Annotated in this window: 17 protein-coding genes; 3 read left to right on the top strand and 14 right to left on the bottom strand. The window is 75.7% G+C overall.

The window, feature by feature from the left end; all coding sequences use genetic code 11:
• Nucleotides 1-146: 146 nt before the first annotated feature.
• From ACFOYX_RS33915 to recN, 7 genes are all read right to left on the bottom strand, one after another.
• Complete coding sequence (locus ACFOYX_RS33915; protein ID WP_322443390.1) at nucleotides 147-2,552, bottom strand: hypothetical protein; 2,406 nt, start codon at nucleotides 2,550-2,552, stop codon at nucleotides 147-149.
• Nucleotides 2,552-3,694 carry a glycosyltransferase family 4 protein gene (locus ACFOYX_RS33910; RefSeq protein ID WP_322443389.1) on the bottom strand — a complete coding sequence of 381 codons (1,143 nt, stop codon included), beginning with the start codon at nucleotides 3,692-3,694 and terminating at the stop codon, nucleotides 2,552-2,554. Before ACFOYX_RS33910 ends, ACFOYX_RS33915 begins: the two co-directional genes overlap by 1 nt.
• A gap of 115 nt (nucleotides 3,695-3,809) precedes the next feature.
• Nucleotides 3,810-5,501, bottom strand: a complete 1,692-nt coding sequence (gene murJ / locus ACFOYX_RS33905) for a lipid II flippase MurJ (RefSeq protein WP_322443388.1) — start codon at nucleotides 5,499-5,501, stop codon at nucleotides 3,810-3,812.
• 1 nt (nucleotide 5,502) lies between these two features.
• The gene (locus tag ACFOYX_RS33900; RefSeq protein WP_109799674.1) at nucleotides 5,503-6,369 is read right to left on the bottom strand and encodes a hypothetical protein; all 867 of its coding nucleotides are present in this window, start codon (nucleotides 6,367-6,369) and stop codon (nucleotides 5,503-5,505) included.
• A gap of 62 nt (nucleotides 6,370-6,431) precedes the next feature.
• Complete coding sequence (locus tag ACFOYX_RS33895; RefSeq protein WP_322443387.1) at nucleotides 6,432-7,373, bottom strand: copper transporter; 942 nt, start codon at nucleotides 7,371-7,373, stop codon at nucleotides 6,432-6,434.
• A gap of 27 nt (nucleotides 7,374-7,400) precedes the next feature.
• Nucleotides 7,401-8,579 (bottom strand): putative cytokinetic ring protein SteA, encoded by a 1,179-nt coding sequence (gene steA, locus ACFOYX_RS33890; RefSeq protein WP_109799676.1) that lies wholly within the window; start codon nucleotides 8,577-8,579, stop codon nucleotides 7,401-7,403.
• 118 nt (nucleotides 8,580-8,697) lie between these two features.
• Nucleotides 8,698-10,455, bottom strand: a complete 1,758-nt coding sequence (gene recN / locus ACFOYX_RS33885) for a DNA repair protein RecN (RefSeq protein ID WP_322443386.1) — start codon at nucleotides 10,453-10,455, stop codon at nucleotides 8,698-8,700.
• A gap of 81 nt (nucleotides 10,456-10,536) precedes the next feature.
• On the opposite strand from recN, the gene ACFOYX_RS33880 reads away from it, so the two are divergent.
• Nucleotides 10,537-11,535 carry a helix-turn-helix domain-containing protein gene (locus ACFOYX_RS33880; RefSeq protein WP_236647232.1) on the top strand — a complete coding sequence of 333 codons (999 nt, stop codon included), beginning with the start codon at nucleotides 10,537-10,539 and terminating at the stop codon, nucleotides 11,533-11,535.
• 181 nt (nucleotides 11,536-11,716) lie between these two features.
• Here the strand turns inward: ACFOYX_RS33880 and ACFOYX_RS33875 are convergent, their stop codons facing one another.
• From ACFOYX_RS33875 to ACFOYX_RS33855, 5 genes are all read right to left on the bottom strand, one after another.
• Nucleotides 11,717-15,445, bottom strand: a complete 3,729-nt coding sequence (locus tag ACFOYX_RS33875; RefSeq protein WP_322443385.1) for a S8 family serine peptidase — start codon at nucleotides 15,443-15,445, stop codon at nucleotides 11,717-11,719.
• 197 nt (nucleotides 15,446-15,642) lie between these two features.
• A complete protein-coding gene (locus ACFOYX_RS33870; protein WP_089015032.1) occupies nucleotides 15,643-16,527 on the bottom strand; it encodes an NAD kinase in 885 nt (294 codons plus the stop codon).
• A complete protein-coding gene (locus ACFOYX_RS33865) occupies nucleotides 16,524-17,375 on the bottom strand; it encodes a TlyA family RNA methyltransferase (RefSeq protein WP_322443384.1) in 852 nt (283 codons plus the stop codon). The genes ACFOYX_RS33870 and ACFOYX_RS33865 overlap by 4 nt, the downstream gene beginning before the upstream one ends.
• A 21-nt stretch (nucleotides 17,376-17,396) precedes the next feature.
• Nucleotides 17,397-17,702 carry a hypothetical protein gene (locus ACFOYX_RS33860; RefSeq protein WP_377534723.1) on the bottom strand — a complete coding sequence of 102 codons (306 nt, stop codon included), beginning with the start codon at nucleotides 17,700-17,702 and terminating at the stop codon, nucleotides 17,397-17,399.
• Nucleotides 17,689-18,216 (bottom strand): hypothetical protein, encoded by a 528-nt coding sequence (locus tag ACFOYX_RS33855; protein ID WP_322443383.1) that lies wholly within the window; start codon nucleotides 18,214-18,216, stop codon nucleotides 17,689-17,691. Before ACFOYX_RS33855 ends, ACFOYX_RS33860 begins: the two co-directional genes overlap by 14 nt.
• 112 nt (nucleotides 18,217-18,328) lie before the next feature.
• Between ACFOYX_RS33855 and ACFOYX_RS33850 the strand changes: the two genes are divergently transcribed.
• Nucleotides 18,329-18,664, top strand: coding sequence for an SCP2 sterol-binding domain-containing protein (locus tag ACFOYX_RS33850; protein WP_322443382.1), 336 nt, complete (start codon nucleotides 18,329-18,331; stop codon nucleotides 18,662-18,664).
• 34 nt (nucleotides 18,665-18,698) lie between these two features.
• Here the strand turns inward: ACFOYX_RS33850 and ACFOYX_RS33845 are convergent, their stop codons facing one another.
• A complete protein-coding gene (locus tag ACFOYX_RS33845; RefSeq protein WP_109805596.1) occupies nucleotides 18,699-19,718 on the bottom strand; it encodes an HAD-IIA family hydrolase in 1,020 nt (339 codons plus the stop codon).
• Nucleotides 19,718-20,746 carry a tetratricopeptide repeat protein gene (locus ACFOYX_RS33840; protein ID WP_377534730.1) on the bottom strand — a complete coding sequence of 343 codons (1,029 nt, stop codon included), beginning with the start codon at nucleotides 20,744-20,746 and terminating at the stop codon, nucleotides 19,718-19,720. The genes ACFOYX_RS33845 and ACFOYX_RS33840 overlap by 1 nt, the downstream gene beginning before the upstream one ends.
• Here ACFOYX_RS33840 and ACFOYX_RS33835 point away from each other — a divergent pair.
• Nucleotides 20,702-22,504, top strand: coding sequence for a hypothetical protein (locus ACFOYX_RS33835; protein ID WP_377534733.1), 1,803 nt, complete (start codon nucleotides 20,702-20,704; stop codon nucleotides 22,502-22,504). The two genes, ACFOYX_RS33840 and ACFOYX_RS33835, sit on opposite strands and share 45 nt — an antisense overlap.
• Nucleotides 22,505-22,648: the final 144 nt, after the last annotated feature.

Raw genomic sequence — 22,648 nt, 5'->3', positions numbered from 1 at the left:
TGCTCCCGTGTCGTCCGTAGCGGTCGTGCGAACCGCCTTGCCGATCAGCCAAGTGATCACGCGATCCACGGGATTCCACGGTAACACCTTTCCCTGCCCGAGCAGGCGTCGCACCCGCCGTAGACGCACGTCGGGCCCGGTCCGGGTCAGCCGGTGGGGACCTCCGTCGATGCCGGACCGGGCTGGGCGGGCACCGTCACCGGCCGCCCGCCGGGCCCGGACGGCCCCGGTACGCCCGTCGACGCCGGCGCGTCGTCGGCCGTGCTCACCGGGCCGGAGCCGCCGGCGACCGGCTCGCCCGGTCCGCGGCCGTCGGGTGCCGCGGCCGTACCGGTGTCCCCGGCGTCCGGCGCCGACCCCTCCCCCGACACGCGACCTCCCCCGGGACGGTCGCCGCCGTCGACGGGGCCATCCACCGTGCCACCGGGACCCTCGTCGCCGGGTCGCCCCGCGCCGGGTTGCGTGCGGTCGGTGGAGTGGTCCAGCACGCGCAGCGCGGCCAGCGCGGCCATCGGCACCACCAGTGCCCCCGCCGCCCCGGCCACGTCCAGCGCCGAACCGCCGAGCACCCCGCCGATGCCGGCGGCCACGGCCGTGCCCGCCATCGCCGCCCGGATCGCCGGGTAGATGCCGAACAGCCGCATCAGGCCGCCCCATGGTTGCAGCAGCGCCAACCAGACCAGCGCCGCACCGGCCAACGCCAGCACGGTGAGCGGGCTGTTGACCAGGGTCTCCACGTTGGCAGTGCTGGAGCGGTGCACGGTGAGCCCGCCGGTGCCGTCGCCGACCGCGGCCAGGAACCGGCCGAGGCTGCCCCGCTCCGTCGCCGATCGGCGCACGTCCACCACGGCGAAGCCGACGGTGACCGCCAGCCCCGCCATGGTGGCCCAGGCGAGTCGGCTCACGGTCAGCCAGCCGCCGGCGCTGATCGCCGCGGCGACACTGACCCCGGCGGTCAGCGCGATCGCGCCGATCGAGTCCGCCCCCAGGTACGGACTGCCGACGACGACCACGGCGGCGCCGCCGACGGCCACCATCACCATCGGCCGCCAGGCGCGGCGGACCCGCTGGGCGAGCCAGCCCGCGCTGAGCAGCGAACCGGCGATGAAGACGCCCAGGCCGACGGTGCCGAGCCCGGCGTACCGGCCGCCCTCGAGCGCGGAGTAGCCGACCACGCCGTTGAGCTGCAACCGCGAGCCGCTGATCACGTCCACCCCGACCACCAGGGTGGCCAGGCCGGCGACCGCGCCGAGCGGGCCGAGGGTGCGGTCGTGCCCCGGGGTGAACCGGACCGCCGCCGTCCCGCCCACGATCAGCAGGGCGGTCACCACGCCGAACCACCAGCCGGCGTGCTGACCCCGCCACCACGGGGCCGCGTCGGCGAGCAGGGCGGCCGGCACCGCCAGGGCGGCGGCGACCAGCAGCAGCTCCACCGCGGCGACCACCCGCCGGGAGACGGGCTCGGGTCCGTGCGGGCCGGCGTGCCGGCGGGCCCGGCGCAGCAGCGGCAGCACCGCGACCGCGAGCGCCACCTGCGCCACGGCCAGCAGGGCGAAGAACCAGCCGGCCACCCGACGCTGGGCGCCGGCCTCCCGGTCGGCGTCCGCCGGTTGATCGATGGCGGCCCGCAGGTCCGCCGGTCGGCCGCCGACCGAGACGGCGGGACGGCCGAGGAAGAGCCGTTCCGGCATGGGCCGGCCCAGCGTCGCCAGGGCGGTCGGTGCCAGGTCCACGAGCTGGAGATAGCCCTCCCGGGCGGTGCTCGGGGAGGTCAGCCAACCCTTCTCCCAGCCCGGGCCGTCGGCAACCGCGACGTGCAGCCGGGACAGCTGGTCGGTGTCGGAGACGCCGGCGACGACCACCAGCGAGCGGGGCGGGCGGGCGGCGAGCACCCGGGCCAGTTGGGCGTCCGCCTGCCGGGCCTGCGCCGCCCGGGACGCCCGGTTCTCGCCGTCGACGCTGCCCAGGTCGACGATGCTCAACACGCAGGAGCCGAGCAGCTTGGCCGGGTCGGCGGGAAGGACCGGCGCGTAGCGGTCGACCCGGCCGAACGGGCGGGCGGCGGCCACCGCCGCACCCGGCCCGACCGCCACCGAGCAGCGAACGGACTCGGCCAGCGCGCCCGGCGTCGCACCCCAGGACAGCCGGTCCTGGTTGTACCGGACGACGCTCTCCTCGTCCGGCAGGTTGGCGCCGATGCCGTCCGGCTGCTCCACCGTCACCGCCGCCGGCGGGCAGCCACCCTGTTGGCGGCTGCCGTTCCAGGCGGCGAAGTTGCCCGCGCCGAGAGTGAGCCAGCCGTCGAGCGGGCAGGTCGGTCGGTGCGCGGAGCGTACCGACAGGGAGCCGATCGACCCCTGTTCGGCCATCCGCCACAGCGTCGGGGTGGTCTGCGGGTCCACGTCGTCCCAGCGCAGCCCGGCCACCCCGGCCAGCACCACGAAGTCGGCGCCGCGCCCGGGCGGGCCGGTGTCCGGCCGGGCGGCCAGCGCGGTGATGCCGAGCGCCACCACGACCAGGGTCAGCAGGACCGGGGTCAGTCTGCGCAGCATCAGCGGCTGCCCGTCGACGGATCGGCCCCGGCCGGCGCCAGCTCGGCGTACAGGTCGGCCAGGCCGGCGACCGTGTCCGCCTCGGTCGGCCAGGTCGCGGCCCGGGCGGCGCCCCGGCGGCCCAGGTCCGCCCGACGGGCGTCGTCGTCCAGCAGCTCCCGCACCGCCGCGTCGACCGCGTCGACGTCGCCGGGCGGGACCAGCACCGCGGCGTCGCCGACCAGCTCCGGCAGGCCACCCACGGCGGTCGCCACCAGGGGTACGCCGGCGTGCAGCGCCTCCTGGGCGAAGAGCTGGCGGGCCTCCCAGTCGCTGGTGACCACGGCCAGGTCGGCGCCGGCGAGCAGGTCGGCCACGTCGGTGCGGTGCCCGAGCAGGGTCACCGGTGCCCGGGCGGTCGAGATCCGGGCGGCGAGCTGGAGGTACGCGGGGCCGCTGCCGGCGATCACCACGGCCGGCGCCGGGGTCCGGGTACGCCACCGGGCGGCGGCGTCGATCAGCACGTCGTACCGCTTCTGGGGGTGCAGCCGGCCTACCGAGAGGATCAGCGGACGGTCGGCGGCGACGCCGAACTCGGCGCGGACGGCGGCCCGGCGACGCCGCGGCGCGGGCAGCACGGGAGCGGCGACCGGAGCCAGCCGGGCGTCGGTCGCGCCCAGCGCGGCGGCCCGCTCCACCAGGTCGGCGGAGGCGCCCAGCGCCACCCGGGCGGAGCGCGCGACGATCCGCTCGGCCAGCCGGGAGAGCCGGCCGCGCAGCCCGCCGGCGAGCACCGCGTTGTGCCAGGTGACCACCAACGGGACGGCCGGGCGGGCCAGGGCGGCGACCAGGCCGGCCCGCAGCCCGTGCGCGTGCACGACCTCGACGGGGGTGTCGGCCAGCGCCCGGCGCAGGGCCGCGACGGCCCGCCCGTCGGCGGGGGTGGGGCCGGCCGGGATCTCCACCGGCGTGAACCGGGCGCCGACGCCGGTGAAGTCGAACTGGTCCTGGGTGGCGGCAGGGCCGCAGACCAGCACGGTGGTGCCGGCGGCGGTCAACCCGCGGGCGATCGAGCGGACGTGCTGTCCCACCCCGCCCGTGCTCGAGGCGAGCACCACGGCCACCGAGCCGGGCCACCGCTGCGCCGACGTGGCGTCGGTCATTGCCTGCCTTCCGTTCGCGACTGCGGGGCTCGCAGACCCGGCTCACTCCTCGCGCTCACGGCATCCTCTTCCGTTCGCGACTGCGGGGCACGCAGACCCGGCTCACTCCTCGCGCTCACCGGGACACCGTCTCCTTCCCGTCACCCCGTTCCGGGGGGATCTGGTCCTCCTGCGCGCCGGCCGCGGTGGGCGGGCGTCCTCGGCCCAGCCGGCGCAGCACGGCGGTGAACAGCGGCCGTACGTCCCGTTCGTCCGTCAGCCAGGCGACGGCGAGGAACAGGGCGCCGACCACAACCCCGGACAGCATGCCCTGAACGAGTGCCTCCGATGTCGTCGGGGTCCCGTCGCCCAGGCCGGCGAGCCAGCGGGACGTGGCGACCCCGCCGAGCCCGGCGACCCCGCCGGCGAGCAGACCGGCGACCCCGGCCCGGCCCACCCCGGCCAGCGCGTCGCGGCCGGCCGAGCGGAGCACCGCGCCGATCAGCAGGCCACCGAGGACCAGCATGCCGCCGGAGGTGGCCAGGGTGACCGCCAGGACCCGGTCGGCGAGGGGCAGCAGGTGCCCGAGGAGCACCGCCAGGGCCGGCACGGTCAGCCAGCCCACCGCCGTGGCGACGGTCGCCGCCCGGGTTTCGCCGCGGGCGTAGAGGGCCCGGGTGAGCACGGCGAACAGGCCGTAGCCGAGCAGGCCGGGCGCGAACCCGGCGATGGCCGCGGCCGCGGTCCCGGCCACCGGCGGGTCGAAGAAGAAGTGCCCGATGGGCACCGCGGTGCCCACCAGCGCGGCGGCGCCCAGCAGGCTGAACAACACCACGCCGCGGACCGCCGGGGCGAGGGCCTCCCGGTAGGTCCGCTCGTCACCGGCCGCCCGGGCGGCCGCGAGGGTGGGGTACGCGGCCACGGCCAGCGGCACGGCCAGCACCGCCCAGGGCAGGAAGTAGATGGTCTGCGCGATGTTGTAGACGCCCGGATTGGCCGCCCCGCCGTAGGTGACCCGGTTGAGGCTCACCATCAGGGCGATCTGCTGGGCGGTGACGGTCACCACCCCGGCGATCGCCAGCCCACCCACCCGGGCACGGGCGTCGGCGGGGAAGCCGTAGCCCGGCCGCAGCCGCAGGCCCAGCCGGCGGAGCGGGATCAGCAGCGACAGCGAGAGCACCACCACGCCGAGCGTGGTGCCGCCGGAGAGCAGCAACTCGCCGCCGCGGCCGACCTCGCCGACGGTCGCCAGCCGCCCCTCGGCGGCGGTGAAGCCCAGGTAGACCGCGATGACGGTGATGCTGGACAGCAGCGGCGCGAGCACCGGCCAGGCGAACCGCCGGTGCGCCTGGAGCACCCCGGTGAGCACGATGCCGACACCGTACAGCGGCAACTGCGGCGCGAAGACCAGCAGCATCCGCGCGCCGGCCTGTCGCTGCTCCGGGCTGAGACCGGGGCCGAGCAGCCCGATCAGCGGGTCGGCAAGCAGTGCCAGCAGCACCGCGAGCGGCACCAGCAGGCTGAGCGTCCAGGTCAGCAGGGCGCCGGTGGTGGCGGCCACGCCCCGCCCGTCGCCGGCCTCCACCGCACCCGCGAGCAGCGGTACGACCAGGCTGGCCAGCGCCCCGCCGGCCACGATCTCGAAGATGAAGTTGGGCAGGTTGTTCGCCACGACGTACGCGCCGCCGAGGTCGGTCGGGGCGAGGGTCCAGGTGAACACCGCGGTACGACCGAGGCCGGCGAGCCGGCTGACCACGGTGAGCACGGCGATGAGGGCGGCCGCTCCGGCCACCCGGCCGGCGCCGGCGAGGGGTGCCGGTTTCTTCACGTCAGTCGTCGAGCCGGCCCAGCGCGTCGAGCTCCCGCAGCCCCGGGGTCCGCTGGATCACCTGGGTGAAGCTGACCTTCTCGCTGGCGGCGGTGAGCGCGGCGAGCACGGCGAGGACGCCGGCCCGGCCGAGCGGTCCGGTCCGGGCGGCCAGGCTGACGCCGAGCAGGGCGCCGAGGGCGTTGGCGCCGCTGTCGCCGAGCATCACCCGCTCGTCCAGGTCGTCGCGGATCAGCCCGGCGGCGGCGCCGACCGCGCCGACGGCGATCCCGCCGTGCGCGCCGCCGGCCAGCGGCACGCCGAGCAGCATGCCGGACTTCAGCGCCCGGCCGGGCCGCAGGTCGAGCAGGTTGAGCAGGTTGGCGGTGCCGGCGACCACGCCGGCGCCGAGCAGCACGTCGACGCCCCGGCCGAGGGCGCCGTGGCGCTGCCGGCGGGGATGGGCGGCGACCCGGGGGTCGCAGGCGAGCAGCGCGGCCGCGCCGAGGCCGGCGGCGCCCACCCCGACGATCTTGAGCAGGCCGGCGGTGACCCGCCCCTCCCGGAGGGCGGCGAGGTGACCGGCGAAACCCTTGGCGGTCTTCTGCTCCGGGCGCGCGCCGACCACGTCGTCGTAGAGCCCGACCGCGCCCGCGCCGAGCCCGGCGACCAGCGCGGCCGCTCCGGACGGGGTGCTGCCGGCGCCGAGCGCACCGGCCGTGGCGGCGCCGACCGCGAGCGCCGGGCCGGCCGCGAGGGTCACCGTCCGCCCGCGGAAGTTGGTCCGTTCCAGCGCCGGCCCCACCGGGGCGGTACGCACCTCCCGCAGCACGTACCGGGCGGCGACCGCCCCCGCGCCGACGGCCAGCAGCCGACCCCACCTGGTCACGCGACCCCTCCGATCCGGATGCCGTACGCGATGCGGTGCAGACCGGACAACGGTCCGCCGCCTCACTGGGGCAGTTTAGGCAGCAGCGCCGCCGCGTTGTCGCCGACACCGTACTGGCCGGCCTTCTTCTCGGTGAGCTGCTGCACCAGGGCGAGCGCGGTGACCAGCTGACCCTGGACGGTGTTGGCGTTGTCGACGGTGGAGATGGTCTGGGAGAGCACCGGGTCGCCGCGCACCACGGCGACGACGTTGCCGCCGGCCGAGCCGTTGCCGCCGACCACGATCGCGCCGGTCCGGTCGAACTGCTCGGCGACCTTCACCACCGACTCGTCCTTCTTCGCCGAGTCCTTGTCCACGTACGGCTGGCCGCTGATCAGGATCACCGCCTCGGCCGGCCCGGTGACCTTGTCCTCCGTGCTGAGATAGCCGGCGTTCGAGTACGCCGTCAGCACGGCCCGGCGGTCCGCGTCGGAGACCGCCGGGCTGCCCTGGGGGCGGTCGAGCAGGACGCTGGACAGCAGGGCGCTGGACGTCTCCACGCCGTGCCCGTTGCCCGGCAGCCCCGAGGTGGGGGCGCTGTTCGGGCGGGCGGCGGTGACGGCCAGCTCCAGCAGGTTGTTGTTGCTGTCCGGGTTGATGAACTTGTCCTGCAGGTCGACCCGCCCGGTGACGTTCGCGCCGGCGAGTTCGAGCATCTTCACCACGCCGTCGGTGTGCTCCCGGCCGCTGGGCAGGTCGAGCACCAGCACGCGTCGCCCGGTGAGCTTGCCGGGGAGGACGACCTGCGCCATCTCGGCGGCGAAGTCCTCCTCCATGTCCAGTTCCTTCTGCAGGCTGTTGACCGACTGGCGCATCTGCTGGTTGTCCTTGCGCAGCGCGTTGACGTTCTCCTTGAGCGAGTCGGCGACCGGCCCGTTGAGGGCGGCCGTGCCGACCACCAGGCCGATCGCCAACGCCAGGAAGACCGCGGTGAGGGACACCACGTGGTAGCGGAAGTTGATCACGCTTGCAGCCTCTTGATCGTCGGGGAGCTAGAAGAGCTGGCCGAGCTGGAACACGAAATTGTCCCACCATTCGGAGACCACGCCCAAATACGCCTTCCCGACGGTGGAGACCGCCACCGCGGAGGCCATCGCGGCGACCGCCGAGAGGACCAGCAGCAGCAGCGAGGAACCGGAGATGCTCTGCCGGTAGAGCCGGCTCACGCCCTTGGCGTCGACCAGCTTGCCACCGACCTTCAGCCGGGTGAGGAAGGTGGAGGCCATGCCGCCCCGGCCCTTGTCGAGGAACTCGACGAGCGTGGCGTGGGTGCCGACCGCGACCAGCAGCGAGGCGCCCTTCTCGTCGGCCAGCAGCATGGCCAGGTCCTCGCTGGTGGCGGCGGCCGGGAAGGTGATCGCCGGCACCCCGAGGCCGTTGACCCGGGGCAGGCCGGGGGCGCGCCCGTCCGGGTAGGCGTGCACGATCACCTCGGCGCCGCAGCGCAGCACGTCGTCGGTGACCGAGTCCATGTCACCGATGATCATGTCGGGGGTGTAGCCCGCCTCGACCAGGGCGTCCGCGCCGCCGTCCACGCCGATCAGCACCGGCTTGAACTCCCGGATGTACGGGCGCAGCACGTCCAGGTCAGCCTTGTAGTCGTAGCCGCGGACCACGATCAGGCAGTGCCGGCCCTGGATCTGGGTCTGGATGTCCGGCACGCCGACCCCGTCGAGCAGCAGGTCACGTTCCTGCTTGAGGTAGTCCATGGTGTTGGCGGCGAACGCCTCCAACTGGACCGACAGCCCCTCCCGGGCGTCCGCCATCGACTTGGCGACCGTCTCGGCGTCCTGCAGCGCGCCGTGCGCGACCGGCTCCTCGCCGACGAAGACCGTATTGCCCTCGATCCGGACGGTGTCGCCCTCGCGGATCTGCTCGAAGACACTCTCGCCCAGGTCGTCCAGAAGCGGGATGCCGGCGGCCACCAGCACCTCAGGCCCCAGGTTGGGGTAGCGCCCGGAGACCGAGGGCTTGGCGTTGAGCACCGCGGCGACACCGACCGCGACCAGCGAGTCGGCCGCCACCCGGTCCAGGTCGACGTGGTCGATGACCGCGATGTCGCCGGGTCGGAGCCGGCCCACCAGCCGTTTCGTACGCCGGTCGAGGCGCGCGGTGCCGAGGACTGAGCCCGGTTCCGTGTTCCGGGTCCGGCGCAACGTGGGTAGACGCATCGTGACCATCCTGGCATGTGAGGCAGGGTTTGCTGTCGCGACATGCCTGAGCAGGGCCGCCTACCCAGGGAAGCACACCCGGGCGCACGCCGGTGTGCTTGCGCTCACAATCCCGGCGTCACGGGCGCCTTTCCTTGGCTGCCACGGCCAGGAGTTCCTCGGCATGCGCGATACCCAGATCGGAATCGGGCAAACCCGCGAGCATCCGGGCGAGCTCCCGAGCCCGCTCCGTGTCCTCCACCACCCGGATCCCGCTGGTGGTCACCGCTCCCCCGGTGTCCTTCGCCACCACCAGGTGCCGATCGGCGAACGCGGCGACCTGGGGCAGGTGGGTGACCACCAGCACCTGGTGGCTGCGGGCCAGCCGGGCCAGCCGGCGGCCGATCTCCACCGCCGCCTGCCCGCCGACGCCGGCGTCCACCTCGTCGAAGACCAGGGTGGGCGGGCCGCCGGAGCCGGCGAAGACCACCTCGATGGCGAGCATCACCCGGGACAGCTCACCGCCGGACGCGCCCCGCTGCAGCGGCAGCGCCGGTGCGCCCGGGTGGGCCAGCAGCCGCAGCTCCACCTCGTCCGCGCCGTCCGGGACGACGCCGGCCTCCGCGCCGTTGACCGGCAGGCTCGGCTCGGCCCGACCGGCCGGGCGGGGCAGCACCGCCACCTCGATCCGGGCGTGCGGCATGGCCAGCCCGGCCAGCTCGACGGTGACCTGCTCGGCGAACCGGACCGCCGCCTCCCGCCGGGAGGTGGAGACCCGCCCGGCCAGCTCGGCCACCTCGCCGGCCAGCCGGGACGCCTCCCGGTCCAGCTCGTCCAGGAGGTCGTCGGAGGTGTCCAGGTCGGACAGCCGGGTGCGGGCCCGCTCGGCCCAGGCGATCACCCCGTCGACGTCGTCGGCGTACTTGCGGGTCAGCGCGCGCAGCGCCGCCCGCCGCTCGTAGATGACCTGCAACCGGGCCGGGTCCGCGTCCAGCGCCGCCAGGTACGCCGACAACTCCGCGGAGACGTCGGCGACCAGGGTGGCCGCCTCCTCCAGCCGGACCGCCAGCTCGCCCAGCGCCGGGTCGGTGCCGGCCTGCGCCTCCAGGGTGCGCCGGGCGGTGCCGAGCAGCGCGGTCGCGTCCGGGGTCTCGTCGGTCGCCTCCACACCGCCGGCGACGCACTGGTGGGCCAGCTGCGCGGCGGTGCGCAGCCCCTCGGCGTGCTCCAGCCGCTGCGCCTCCGCCTTCAGCTCGTCGTCCTCGCCGGGCTGCGGGTCGACCCGGGTGATCTCGTCCAGGCCGAGCCGGAGCAGGTCCGCCTCCTGGTTGCGCTCGCGGGCGTTGCGCCGCCGGTCGGCCAGGTCGTCGACCACCGCCCGCCACCCGGTGTACGCCTCGCGCAGCGCGTCGAGCAGCTTCTCGTGCGCCGGGCCGGCGAACCGGTCCAGCGCCGCCCGCTGCTCGGCCGGACGCAGCAGCCGCAGCTGGTCGGACTGTCCGTGCACGGCCACCACCTGCTCGCCGACCTCACCGAGCATCGACACCGGCATGCTCCGGCCGCCCACGTGCGCCCGGGACCGGCCCTCCACGGTGACCGTACGGCTCAGCAGCAGGGCGCCGTCCTCGTCGGGCTCGCCGCCGGCGTCGGTGATCCGGGCGTGCACGGTGTCGGCCACCCGGCCGACGAGGCGCAGCCGCCCCTCCACCAGCGCCCGGCCCGGCTGAGCCCGCACCCGCCCGGCGTCGGCCCGGCCGCCGAAGAGCAGGCCGAGGCCGGTCACCACCATGGTCTTGCCGGCACCGGTCTCGCCGGTGATGACGTTCATCCCGCCGGTCAACGGCAGCGTGGTGTCCTCGATGACGCCCAGTCCGGTGATGCGCAGCTCTTCCAGCACAGCACCCGACAGTAGACGCGGCCACCGACAGTTGACCAGCCGGCGCGGGCGGCGCGGCGGCCGGTCGTACCATCTCCGCTCGTGGACTCCACGAGCGGTGGGCGGCAGGTGCTGCGGATACTCGGCCTGGGCGAGGACGAGGAACAGGTCTACCGTGCGCTGCTGCGGGTCTCCGCCGCCGGGCCGGCGGAACTGGCCCGGCAGGTGCCCTTGCCCGCCGACCGGGTCGCCCGGGCGCTGGCCGGACTCAGGGACTGCGGGCTGGTCGCCCCGGCCGGCGCCGAACCCGACCCGCCGCTGCGGCCGCTGCCCCCGGACGTGGCCCTCGGTGACGAACTGCTGCGCCAGCAGCAGTCCCTCGACTCCGCCCGCCGCCGGGTCGCCCAGCTCACCGAGGAGTACCGGGCCGGCGTACGGCGGCACGACGCGGACCACCTGGTCGAGATCGTCACCGGCCCCGACGCGCTGCGCGCCCGGTTGCGCCGGCTGCAGGACGACGCCCGCGTCGAGGTGCTCTGGTTCTGCCGGGCCAACCCGCTGGCCATGCCGGGCCCGGAGAACGTGGAGGAGTTCGCCGCGCTGGCCCGCGGGGTCAGCTACCGGGCGATCTACGAACGCGACCTGCTGGCCGAGCCGGACGCCCTCGCCGACGTCGAGAAGGCGGTCCGCAGCGGTGAGCAGGCCCGGGTCACCGGTCTGCTCCCGGTACGCCTGGCCATCGCCGACCGGGCCACCGCGGTCTGCCCGCTGGTGCCCGAGCGGGCCAGCGGCGAGGCGAGCGCCGCCGTGATCGGCCGCAGCCAGCTGCTCGACGCGCTGCTGGCCCTCTTCGACAGCCACTGGACCGCGGCCACCCCGCTGCTACCCGGGGCCGGCCCCGCCGCCGACGGCGGCCCGGACGCCGACGAGCGGCTGCTGCTGTCGCTCTTCGTGGCGGGGGTGCCGGACAAGTCCATCGCCTCTCAGCTCGGGGTGAGCCGCCGCACCATCCAGCGGCGGCTCGCCGACCTGATGACCCTGGCCGGGGTCGATACCCGACCGGGTCTGGCGTACCAGGCCGCCCGCCGGGGCTGGCTGTAGACGCGTCCGACACCCCACGACCACCGGCCGTCGGCCGGCCCGGGTCTGCGTCATCCCGAGGACGCAACCCGGAGCCGGACCATCGGCCGGGGCGCCGCGGGGTTCCCGCCACCCCCTGGTGGGAACCCCGGCGGCCCGACGGGACGCCCGCGCGGAGGGGGGTGACCGCGCGGGCGCCGGCTCACCGCAGCCCGTACGCGTCGACCACGGTCTGGTCGACGGTGTTCCCGGCGCGGTCGCCGGCGTGCACCCGCAGCGACACCGTGCCGCGGCCGGCCGGCACCGTGGCGGTGAACTGGGCGCCCGAGCCGTGCACCGGCACGGTCCGCCAGTTGCGCCCGCCGTCGAACGACACCTCGACCCGCACCCCGACGCCGGTCGGCGCCGGTACGCCGGCCGGCTGGCGCAGGGTCAGCCCCACCTTGTGCGGCTGGCCGCCGGGCACCTCGCCCCGCAGGTCCGCCGGGACCTGGTAGTCCACCTGCAGCAGCGACAGCGGCTGGGCGACGTCACCGGTGGGCCGGGCCGAGGTGAACTGCCAGGCCGTCTCGGTACGCGTGGCCCACCGCCACTCGTCCGAGGAGCGCTGGGTGGTGACGTCCAGCCGGTACCGGGCCGCGTCCGGGGTGGTCGGCACCGGTGCCCAGCCGCCGGAGAGGTCGGCGAGCTGCTGCCCGTCCCGGCTCAGCCGGCGCTCGACGGTGTCCTGCTCCTCGCCGAACCCGGCCGCGCTGTAGTGGCCGTCGGCGTCGACGAACTCGGCCACCCGCAGGTCGAGGGTGTCCCCGGTGCGCGTGGGCACCGGCACCCCGGAACCCGCCGGCACGGCCGGCCGGACCACCGGCGCGTACCAGGTCTCGGTGACCCGGTCGTCGGCGGCGTACTGCCGGGGCTGCTGGACGGCGCCCCCGAGCAGCCGGCCCCAGGACCATTGGAGCCGGTGCAGCACCCGCTGCTGCCACCAGTTGTCCCCGGCGCTGACGAACTCCTGCCGCACGGTGCCGGTACGCACCAACCGCTTTTCGTCCATCCAGGAGTACTCCTGCCATGGCCGCCAGCCGAACCGCTGCTCGTCGGCCCAGTCGAACCCGCCGGTGTCGGCGTAGCTGGCGGTCACCTCGGCGGTGTTGTCCGCGGTCACCCGGTGCACGATGTGATCCGGGATCCGCCCCTTCGACACCTGCCACACGTCGTACAGGTAGGGGCTGTTCGGAGTCAGCGTCAGGTCCAGCGTCACGCGTCCGGCCTTCGCCGCCGCGATCATCCGCTGCCCGTCGTCGTACGCGACCACCATCGACGGGATCGGCAGGCGATCCCCGTCGGGCGCCCAGTCGGTCCACGCGCTCCACTCCGCCGGGCGGACGATGAGCACCATCGCGGCGCCGGCCGCGGTGGCATCGGCGACCATCTGGCTCTCATCGGTGCGGTCGGGTCTGCCGGCGACCAGCGCGGCCGCACCCCGGACCCCGGCTCGGGACAGCTCGGCGGGGGTGCCGTCGCCCGCCCACACCAGCGGCAGCTTCCGCCGGCCGTCCGGAGCCGGTGACTGGCGCAGCAGGTTGATGTCCAGCGGACCGGAGACGTTGCTGACCTTCGCGTCCACCATGGGGGCGACCAGCTGCCAGCGGGAGGCGAACTCGAACTCGCCCTCGCGCACCGGCGGGGTCGGCGTGACGTTCACCTGCTCGACCGTGCTGAACTCCATCGTGCCGTGGTCGACCTGCCGGCCGTTGCCGAAGATCCGGTGCTCGAAGAAGCTGATCACCGCCCGCTGCTCGGTCGGCTTCGGCGTCTCGATCCGCACCGGGGTGCCCTTGCGTGGGTCGAGTACCACGGTCATGTCCCGGGTCACCATCAGCTCGGGATCGGTGACCAGGGTGCGCTGCTCGTGCTGCGGGGTGCCGTGTTGAAACAGCCCCCCGAGCAGGTACGGGCCCTCCTCGACCTGCACCTGCGCCTCGCCAGGGATCCAACCGATCTGGTCCGACTCGGAGTGCTCGCCGAAGAGGGTGAACACCGTCGCCACGCCGGGCTGCCCGGCCATGTCCAGCGCGCGCAGGGTGACGGTGTGCAGCGGGCCCTTGCGGGTGAGTCCGACGGCGGTGCGCACCGCCACGCCATCCGCACCGGTCGCCACCAGCCACCCGCCGTACATCCCGCGGTCCAGCTTCGCCGGGTCGGCGCGCAGCGGCACGGCCACGCTGCCACCGGCGGGCACCGTCACCTCGGAACCGACGGAGACGCCGTCGGCCTCGGGGGCGCCGCTGTCCAGGTTGCGGAGCTCCAGGGCCAGCCGCAGGGTCTGCGGGGACGACGTGCCGTTGGTGTACGTCACGGTCCGCTCCGCCACCGCATCGCCGGTGTGCACCCGCCCGAAGTCGGCGGTGGCCGTGCCGTACACCCGCTGGCTCAGCGCGCGGGCCACATCCACTCGGCCGCCGCCCTGCTCGAAGACGGTCAGCGCGGGGTTCGCCTTCGTCGTGCTTACCAGCGCGTCCTTGAGCTTCCCGGCGGTCCAGTCCGGGTGTTCCTGGGCGAGGATCGCCGCCGCGCCGGCGACGTGCGGGGTCGCCATCGACGTCCCGGACGCCCGCGTGTACGCGTCGTCCACCGGCGTACCCATGGTGGTGCCGGCGGCGCGGGCGGCGACGATGCCGACGCCCGGCGCGGTGAGCTCCGGCTTCAGGCCGTTGTCGCCCAGGCGCGGGCCGCGGCTGGAGAAGTCGGCCAGATTGTCGTCACGGTCCACCGCGCCGACGGTGAGCGCCGCACTGGCCGCGCCAGGCGTCCCGACGCTACGCGCCTCACCAAAGTTGCCGGCGGCGATCACGAAGAGCGTGCCGGTCTCGGCGGTGAGGTCGTTGACCGCCAGGCTCATCGGGTCGGTTCCGTCGCTCGGGTCGCCGCCGAGGCTCATGCTCACCACCTTCGCGCCGGAGTGGGCGGCCCACTCCATGCCCGCGATGATGTCCGAGCCGTAACCGCTGCCGTTGTTGTCGAGCACCTTGCCGATCAGCAGCTGTGCGCCGGGGGCGACGCCCTTGCGCAGCTCGTTGGAGGCGGCGCCGCTGCCCGCGATGGTGGAGGCCACGTGGGTGCCGTGGCCGTGCCCGTCCCGGGCGCTGCCGCTGCCGGAGAAGTCCTGCGCCTCGGCGATCCGGCCGGCCAGGTCGGGGTGGCCGGCGTCGACTCCGGTGTCGAGCACCGCGACCCGGACGCCGGTGCCGTCCCGGCCGGCCGCCCAGGCGGCCGGGGCGCCGATCTGCGGCACGCTGTGCTCCAGATCCGCGTGGACCCGTCCGTCCAGCCAGACGCGGGCGATGCCGGCGCCGAGCCGGGGTGTGCCGGCGGTGGTCCGGGCCGCCGGCGTGCCGCGCAGCGTGGTCCACAGGCCGCCGAGGTCGCCCTTGCCGACCCGCAGCGCCGCGCCGTTGATGCTCTCCAACGGCCGGGCGGCGGTGGCGCCGGCGAGCGGCCGCACCCGCCCGGCGGCCGGCTGCTGGTAGCGCACGATCAGCGGCAACGCGCCCTGCACGGCGTCGCCGTAGCCCTCGGCGGCCAACTCCTCCACGTCGAACAGGTTGGAGTCGAGCACCCCGGCGGAGACGTACGGCACGACGTCGCTGGGCAGCACCCGCAGCCGGCCGTCGGCCTCCACGGTGTGGAAGGTGATCCGCTCCCGGCCGGGGCCGGGGTGGACCGTGGCGGCGACCCGGCCGGGCGCGGCCTGGACCAGGTCGACCTGGTCGCCGGTGATCAGGGTGAGGCGGACGGGCGCGACGCCCGGAACGGGCGCGGCCGGAACGGGGGGGATGGGCCGGACGGGCGGGTCGGCGGACGCCGGTGCGGCGAGCCCGACCACCAACGCGCCGACCGCGCCGGCGGTGAGCCAGCGTGGAGGCCAATGCATGCGATGTGCTCCTCTACTCCGAGGGTCGATCCCAGGAGATCGACCACTCGGAGTCTGCGACGGAGATCATCGGATGGTCACTAGCTGCGGCCCGCCGCATCGGCGACATGTCGCCAGGTGGACAACGGACAACCGGGCCGGGCCGCCGGATGTCCGGCGGGTTGCCGCCGGGCGGCGACCGGCGACGGGCGCCCGCGTCAGCGGCGGCTGCCGCGCCAGCCTTGCACCGGCAGGTCGAACTTGGCGACCAGCCGGTCGGTGAAGGGGCGGGCCCGGAGCCGGACGATCCGCACCGGCAGCGCGCCCCGGCGCACCGTCACCCGGGCCCCCGGGGGCAGGTCGTAGACCCGCCGACCGTCGCAGCAGAGCACCGCCAGGGTGGTGAACGGGTCGACGGTGATCACGAAGGTCGACGTCGGCGCCGTCACCAGCGGCCGGCTGAACAGCGCATGCGCGCTGATCGGCACCAGCAGCAACGCCTCCACCTCCGGCCAGACCACCGGCCCGCCACCGGAGAACGCGTACGCGGTGGAGCCGGTGGGGGTCGCGCAGACCACCCCGTCGCACCCGTACCGGGACAACGGGCGGCCGTCGACGTCGACGAGCAACTCCAGCATCTGGGCCCGCTCGCCCTTCTCGACGCTGATCTCGTTGAGCGCCCACGACTCGATGGTCGGGCCGCCCTCGAACTCGGCGGTCACGTCGAGGGTGAGCCGCTCGTCGACGGTGTAGTTGCGCCCGACCACGTCGCGGACCGCCGAGTCCAGGTCGTCGATCTCGGCCTCGGCGAGGAAGCCCACCTTGCCGAGGTTGATGCCGAGCAGCGGGGCCTTCGCCGGCCGGGCCAGCTCGGCGGCGCGCAGGAAGGTGCCGTCGCCGCCGAGCGCGAAGACGATCTCCGCGCCCTCGGCGGCCTCCGGGCCGGTGACCGGGACGACGCCCGGCAGGTCCAGGTCGTCGGCCTCCTCGGCCACCACCCGTACCTCGAAACCGGCGGCGATCAGGTCCGCCGCCACCGCGCGGGCGTGCTCGGTGCTGCGTCGGCGGCCGGTGTGCGTCACCAGCAGAGCGGTCCGGCTCACCGGGCGACCTCCTCGATCGTGGGATCCGCGGGTGGTGGGACGCCCGCAGGGCCGGCTGCCACGACCGCGCGGACCCGCTCCGGGTCCGCGGTGGGCGCGCCCCGGCGTAACCATACGAAGAACTCCACGTTGCCGCTCGGCCCGGGCAGCGGACTGGCGGCCACGTCCGCGAGGCCTAGCCCGAGCTGCGCCGCCGCCGCGGCCACGTCGAGCACCGCCTCGGCCCGCAACTCCGGGTCGCGCACCACCCCACCCGCGCCGACCCGCGCCTTGCCGACCTCGAACTGCGGCTTGACCATCAGCGCCAGGTCACCCTCGACCCGGGTGCAGCCGGCCAGCGCGGGCAGCACCAGCCGCAGCGAGATGAACGACAGGTCGGCCACGGTGAGGTCGACCTCGCCGCCGATGGCCTCCGGGGTCAACGTACGGACGTTGGTGCGCTCGAACACCCGCACCCGCTCGTCGGTGCGCAGCGGCCAGGCCAGCTGGCCGTAGCCGACGTCGACCGCCATCACCTCCGCCGCGCCGGCACGCAGCAGCACGTCGGTGAAGCCGCCGGTGGAAGCGCCGGCGTCCAGGCACCGCCGCCCGGCCACGGTCAGCCCGCCCGGGGCGAACGCCGCGAGGGCGCCGGCCAGCTTGTGGCCGCCCCGGGAGACGTACTCGGCGGTGGGGTCCTCGCCGGTGACCAGCAACGGGTCGGCGGGGTCGACCATCGCCGCGGGCTTGCGGGCCGGCACCCCGCGCAACTGGACCCGGCCGGCCTCCACCAGCGCGGCGGCCTGCTCCCGGGAGCGGGCCAGGCCGCGGCGGACGAGTTCGGCATCCAGCCGGTTGCGACGTGCCATGGGTGGTTCTTCTCCGGTGGGTCAGGCCTGGTCGATGCTGGCCAGGGTTTCGCGCAGGGTCTCGTACGCCGCCTCGTACTGAGCGATCTGGTCCGCCGGGGAGAGTGTGGCGGCGTTGATCATGGCCTGCACGGCGGCGTCGACCGCGGGGTGCCGGGCGTCCTCGACGTCCTCGACCGACGGCGCCGGGCCGGGGCGGATCCCGGGCGGCGGACCCGGGCGCGCGCCGGCCGGCGGGCCGGGACGCGGACCGGGCGGCGGGCCGGGGCGGTACGGGCCGGTCATGACGTGGACCGGCGGCCGGCGGGGGCGGTCACGCCGCGCCACCCGGCGGCTGCTTGCGGCCCGGCGCCTTCTTCGCCGGCCGGACCGGCGCGGCGGGCGACTCGTCGGCGGGCCGGCGCGACACGGTGGCCGGCGGCTTCTTCGCGATCGCCTTCTTCGCCACGGCCTTCTTCGCCACCGCGGTGGTGGGGGTGGGCGCGGGGCGACCCGGCGGCGCGGAGACCGGCGCGGCGGCGGAGGTGTCGGCCGGGACCGCCTTGGCCTCGCGCAGTTGGCGTTCCAGCTCGTGCACCCGGCGGGTCAGCTCCGCGACCTCGTCGGCGGTGGCCAGCCCCACCGCGCCGAGCGCCCGCTCGACCTCGAAGCGGACCAGCTTGGTCAGCGCCTCCCGGTTCGCCAGGCCGGTCGAGACGAGTTCCTCGGCGAGCGCCTGCAACTGGCCGGCGGTGGCGCCGCCCTGGCCGACCACGCGCCGAACGGCGTCCTGGGCCTTTTTCCGGGGCGCCTCCGTCAGGCCCATGGCCAGCTCGAGGTAGGCGCGCCACGCGTCCTGCATGCCTGAGTCCTTCCAACCGGCGGGGGTGTGCAGGTGTCACGCTACCGGCCGCTCCGACCACCTGTTGCGGTACGGTGCCGAGGAACGGCGTGGCATGTGGTGAGGAGACGATGTGGCCAGCGTGGACGAGTGCCGGCAGGCGTTGCGGGAGCTGGCCGACCGCCTGGACCGCCACGCGGACGTGCAGGACAAGATCGACCTGGACCGGACGCTGGCCTGCCGGGTCACCGACCTGGGCACCGCGTTCCACGGCCGGATCTCCGGCGGCCGACTGGTCGACCTCTCCGACGGCGACGACCCGAACGCCAAGATCGCGCTGAGCGCCGGCAGTGACGACCTGATCGCCCTGGTGCACGGGCAGCTCGACATCACCAAGGCGCTGGCCGCCCGTCGGGTGTCCATCAAGGCCAACCCGTTCGACCTGATGAAGCTCCGCAAACTGCTCTGAGCCGAGCCGGCGGCCGGCCGACTCCGGGCCGGCGTCAGGCCGACAGGCCCAGCGCCGCCAGCGCCGCGGCCGCCTCCGGCGACACCGCCCGCACCGCCGGGCCCGCCGAGGTCGCCCACGCGACCGCGCAGAGCGCGGCCAGGGCGTCCAGCGGGCGGCCGGCGCCGTCGAGCGCCAGGCCGCCGTCGGTCACCGCCGCCGACCAACCCCGGCCGTCGGGCACGCCGGGCAGCCGGACCACCGCCGCCGGGTCGAAGAGCCCGGCGAGGTCCATCGCGACGTACGTCGGCCGGCGCGCCTCGGGGGCGGCCAGCAGCTCGGGTACGCCGCTGACGCCGGTGAGCACCAGCAGGCTGTCCAGCCCGGCGCGGCGGGCACCCTCGATGTCGGTGTCCAACCGGTCGCCGACGACCAGGGTCCGCCCGGTGGCCGCCCGACGGGCGGCGGTGGCGAACAGCGCCGGCTCCGGCTTGCCGACCACCACGTCGGGATCCCGCTCCAGGGCGGTCCGCAGCACGGCCACCAGTGACCCGTTGCCCGGCAGCGGGCCCCGGTCGCTGGGCAGCGTGCGGTCGGTGTTGGTGGCGTACCAGGGGGCGCCGGCGCGGACCGCCAGCGACGCCTCGGCCAGGTCCACCCAGCCGACCTGCGGGCCGTAACCCTGGGCCACGGCGGCCGGCTCTTCCTCGGCCAGGGACACCGGGCGCAGGCCGACGGCACGGATCTCGGCGCGCAGCGCCTCCGCGCCCACCACCAGCACCGGCGCGCCGGCGGGAAGCCGGTCGCGCAGCAGCTCGGCGGTGGCGGCGGCCGAGGTGAGCACCTCCTCCGGCCGGGCTGGGACGCCCATGCCGGTGAGCAGGTCGGCCACCTCGCTGGAGCGGCGCGAGGCGTTGTTGGTGGCGTATGCCACCGCCCTGCCGTCGGCGTGCAGCCGGCCGACCGCCTCGACGGCACCGGGGATCGGCCGGTCGATCAGGTAGATCACCCCGTCGAGGTCGAAGACCACCAGGGTGTACCCGTCGACCAGCCGTTCCCCGGCGTCCGCGGTCATTACTGGTCCGACTCCGACCCGCGGACCGGCTCGCCGCCGGTCGCGCCGCTCGTGCCGCCCGCCGAGCCGGTCTCGCCGGACCGGGCCTGGTCGGCGACCACGCGCGCCTCGTCGTCGGTCAGTTCGTCCTCGGCCAGGTCGTCGCCCTCGCCGTACCGGGCGTCGCCGCCACGGTCCCGGTCGTCGTCCTCGCCGTCGAGGTCGTCGTCCTCGTCGTCGTGGCTGGCGTCGCCGTCGAGGTCGTCGTCCTCGTCCTCGTCGTCCTGGTCGTCGTCGTCCTGGTCGTCGACGTCCGTGTCCTCGTCCGGCTCGCTGTCACCGCCCGTGAGGTCGGTGTCGGGACGGGCCGGCACGGCGCCCGGGGCGCCCGGTCCGGCGGCGATGTCCTCGACCGGGGACTCCTCGTCCTCCTCGTCGCCCTCGATCACCACGCCGTCGAGCTCGAGCAGCCGCTCCGCCGCGTCGGTCTCCCCCTCGGAGTCCAGGTCGGCGGCCCGGGAGAACCACTCCCGCGCCTCCTCGCGCCGGCCCACCGCGAGCAGCGCGTCGGCGTACGCGTAGCGCAGCCGCGCGGCCCAGGGCTCGGGCGAGTCGGCGGTCAGCTCGGGGACCTGGAGCATCGCCACGGCCGCGTCCTTCTGGCCGAGGTCGCCCCGCGCCCCGGCGGCCACGATCAGCAGCTCGATCGCCACCGACCGGTCGAGCTTCTCCCGGTCGGCGCCCCGGAACAGGTCGATCGCCCGCTCCGGGCGCCCGAGGGCCCGCTCGCAGTCGGCCAGCACCGCCAGGTGGCTCTGCAGACCGGTCATCCGGTGGTACGTGCGCAGCTCTGCGATGGCCGTCTGCCACTCCCCCGCGTGGTACGCGGCCAGCCCGACCGCCTCCCGCACCGCGGAGATCCGCGAGGCGAGCCGACGGGCGGCGAGGGCGTGCGCCAGCGCCTCCGCGGGGTCCTCGTCGATCAGCTGACCGGTGGCGACCAGGTGCCGGGCGACGGTCTCCGCCACCGGCTTGGCCAGCGAGAGCAGCTCGGCCCGGACGGGCGAGTCGAGGTCGGTCGCGACGATCTCGTCCGGCAGCGCCGGCCCGGTGACCCGCTCGCCGCCCTCGGCCCGGTCCCGGCGGTCGTCCCGCCGGTCCTGCGGGCCGGCGCCGTAGCCGCCCTGCCGAGCCCGGTCGTCCCGGCCCGGCCGGTCACCGTAGCCCCGCCGCTCGCCGTCCCGCTCGGTACGCGGGCCGCCGCGGAAACCGCCCTCGCGGTCGTCCCGGCGGAAGCCGCCCTCACGACGGTCCGCGCCCCGGAAGCCGCCCTCACGCGGCGCCCCGCCCTCGCGGCGGTCGCCACCACGGAAACCGCCCTCGCGGTCGTCCCGGCGGAAGCCGCCCTCACGGCGCTCGCCGCCTCGGAAGCCGCCCTCACGCGGCGCCCCGCCTTCCCGACGGAAACCACCCTCGCGACGGTCGCCACCACGGAAACCGCCCTCACGCGGCGCCCCGCCCTCACGACGGTCACCACCACGGAAGCCGCCCTCACGGCGCTCGCCGCCGGCAAAACCACCTTCACGACGGTCGCCGCCACGGAAGCCGCCCTCACGCGGCGCACCGCCCTCACGACGGTCACCACCACGGAAGCCACCCTCACGCGGCGCACCGCCCTCACGACGGTCACCACCACGGAAGCCACCCTCACGCGGCGCACCGCCCTCACGACGGTCACCACCACGGAAGCCACCCTCACGGCGCTCGCCGCCACGGAAGCCGCCCTCGCGCGGCGCACCGCCCTCACGGCGGTCACCACGGAAGCCACCCTCGCGACGCTCGCCGCCCGCAAAACCGCCTTCACGCCGGTCACCGCCGCGGAAACCGCCTTCCCGGCGCTCGCCCCCACGGAAGCCGCCCTCACGCGGCGCCCCGCCCTCACGACGGTCACCACCACGGAAGCCACCTTCACGGCGCTCGCCGCCGGCAAAACCGCCTTCACGCCGGTCACCGCCGCGGAAACCGCCTTCCCGGCGCTCGCCCCCACGGAAGCCGCCCTCACGCGGCGCACCGCCCTCACGACGGTCACCACCACGGAAGCCGCCCTCACGGCGCTCGCCGCCGGCAAAGCCACCTTCACGACGGTCACCGCCACGGAAGCCACCTTCACGCGGCGCACCGCCCTCACGACGGTCACCACCACGGAAGCCGCCCTCACGGCGCTCGCCGCCGGCAAAACCACCTTCACGGCGGTCACCGCCACGGAAGCCACCTTCACGCGGCGCACCGCCCTCACGACGGTCACCACCACGGAAGCCGCCCTCACGGCGCTCGCCGCCACCGGAGCCGCCCTCACGGTTGTCGCCACCGCGGAAACCACCCTCACGGCGGTCGCCGCCGGCGAAGCCGCCCTCGCGGGAACCGGAACGGAAGCCAGCGTCACGACGCTCGCCACCGCGGAATCCGCCCTCGCGGTCGTCGCGCCGGAAGCCCTCGCGGCGCTCGCCGCCCCGGAAACCACCCTCGCGGGGCGCGTCACCGTCCCGGCGGAAGCCACCCTCGCGGGGCCCCGAACGGAAGCCACCCTCGCGGCGGTCACCGCCGCGGAAGCCACCCTCGCGGTTGTCGTCCCGGCGGAAGCCACCCTCGCGGCGCTCGCCACCGGAACCGCTGCGCGGCCCGCCCGAGCGGTCGTCGCGGTTGCCCCGGTACGGGGGACGGTCGTCGCGGCGGGCGTCACCGCGCCCCTGCTCGCGGTCGGCGCGGTCCTCGTAACGACGGGGGCGATCGCCGCCCTGCGGTCCTGAACTCACAGGTACATCCTTCCTGATTGCGTCCCCAGAGACGCTAACGCAGTCGAGGGCCGACCCGGATGGGGCGGCCCTCGACTGGAAGATTGTCCGGCGGTGTCCTACTCTCCCACACCCTCCCGAGTGCAGTACCATCGGCGC

Source organism: Micromonospora sp. GCM10011541 (genome assembly GCF_042650725.1).
GTDB lineage: Bacteria > Actinomycetota > Actinomycetes > Mycobacteriales > Micromonosporaceae > Micromonospora > Micromonospora sicca.
Note: the sequence above shows the minus strand (reverse complement) of the source record. Positions and strands in the feature narration are given on the sequence as shown.

What these genes read in the sequence shown, in the direction of transcription:
- ACFOYX_RS33915 (WP_322443390.1), bottom strand. Translation starts at nt 2,552, where the DNA reads ATGCTGCGCAGACTGACCCCGGTCCTGCTGACCCTGGTCGTGGTGGCG.
- ACFOYX_RS33910 (WP_322443389.1), bottom strand. Translation starts at nt 3,694, where the DNA reads ATGACCGACGCCACGTCGGCGCAGCGGTGGCCCGGCTCGGTGGCCGTG.
- steA (WP_109799676.1), bottom strand. Translation starts at nt 8,579, where the DNA reads ATGCGTCTACCCACGTTGCGCCGGACCCGGAACACGGAACCGGGCTCA.
- ACFOYX_RS33875 (WP_322443385.1), bottom strand. Translation starts at nt 15,445, where the DNA reads ATGCATTGGCCTCCACGCTGGCTCACCGCCGGCGCGGTCGGCGCGTTG.
- ACFOYX_RS33865 (WP_322443384.1), bottom strand. Translation starts at nt 17,375, where the DNA reads ATGGCACGTCGCAACCGGCTGGATGCCGAACTCGTCCGCCGCGGCCTG.
- ACFOYX_RS33855 (WP_322443383.1), bottom strand. Translation starts at nt 18,216, where the DNA reads ATGCAGGACGCGTGGCGCGCCTACCTCGAGCTGGCCATGGGCCTGACG.
- ACFOYX_RS33845 (WP_109805596.1), bottom strand. Translation starts at nt 19,718, where the DNA reads ATGACCGCGGACGCCGGGGAACGGCTGGTCGACGGGTACACCCTGGTG.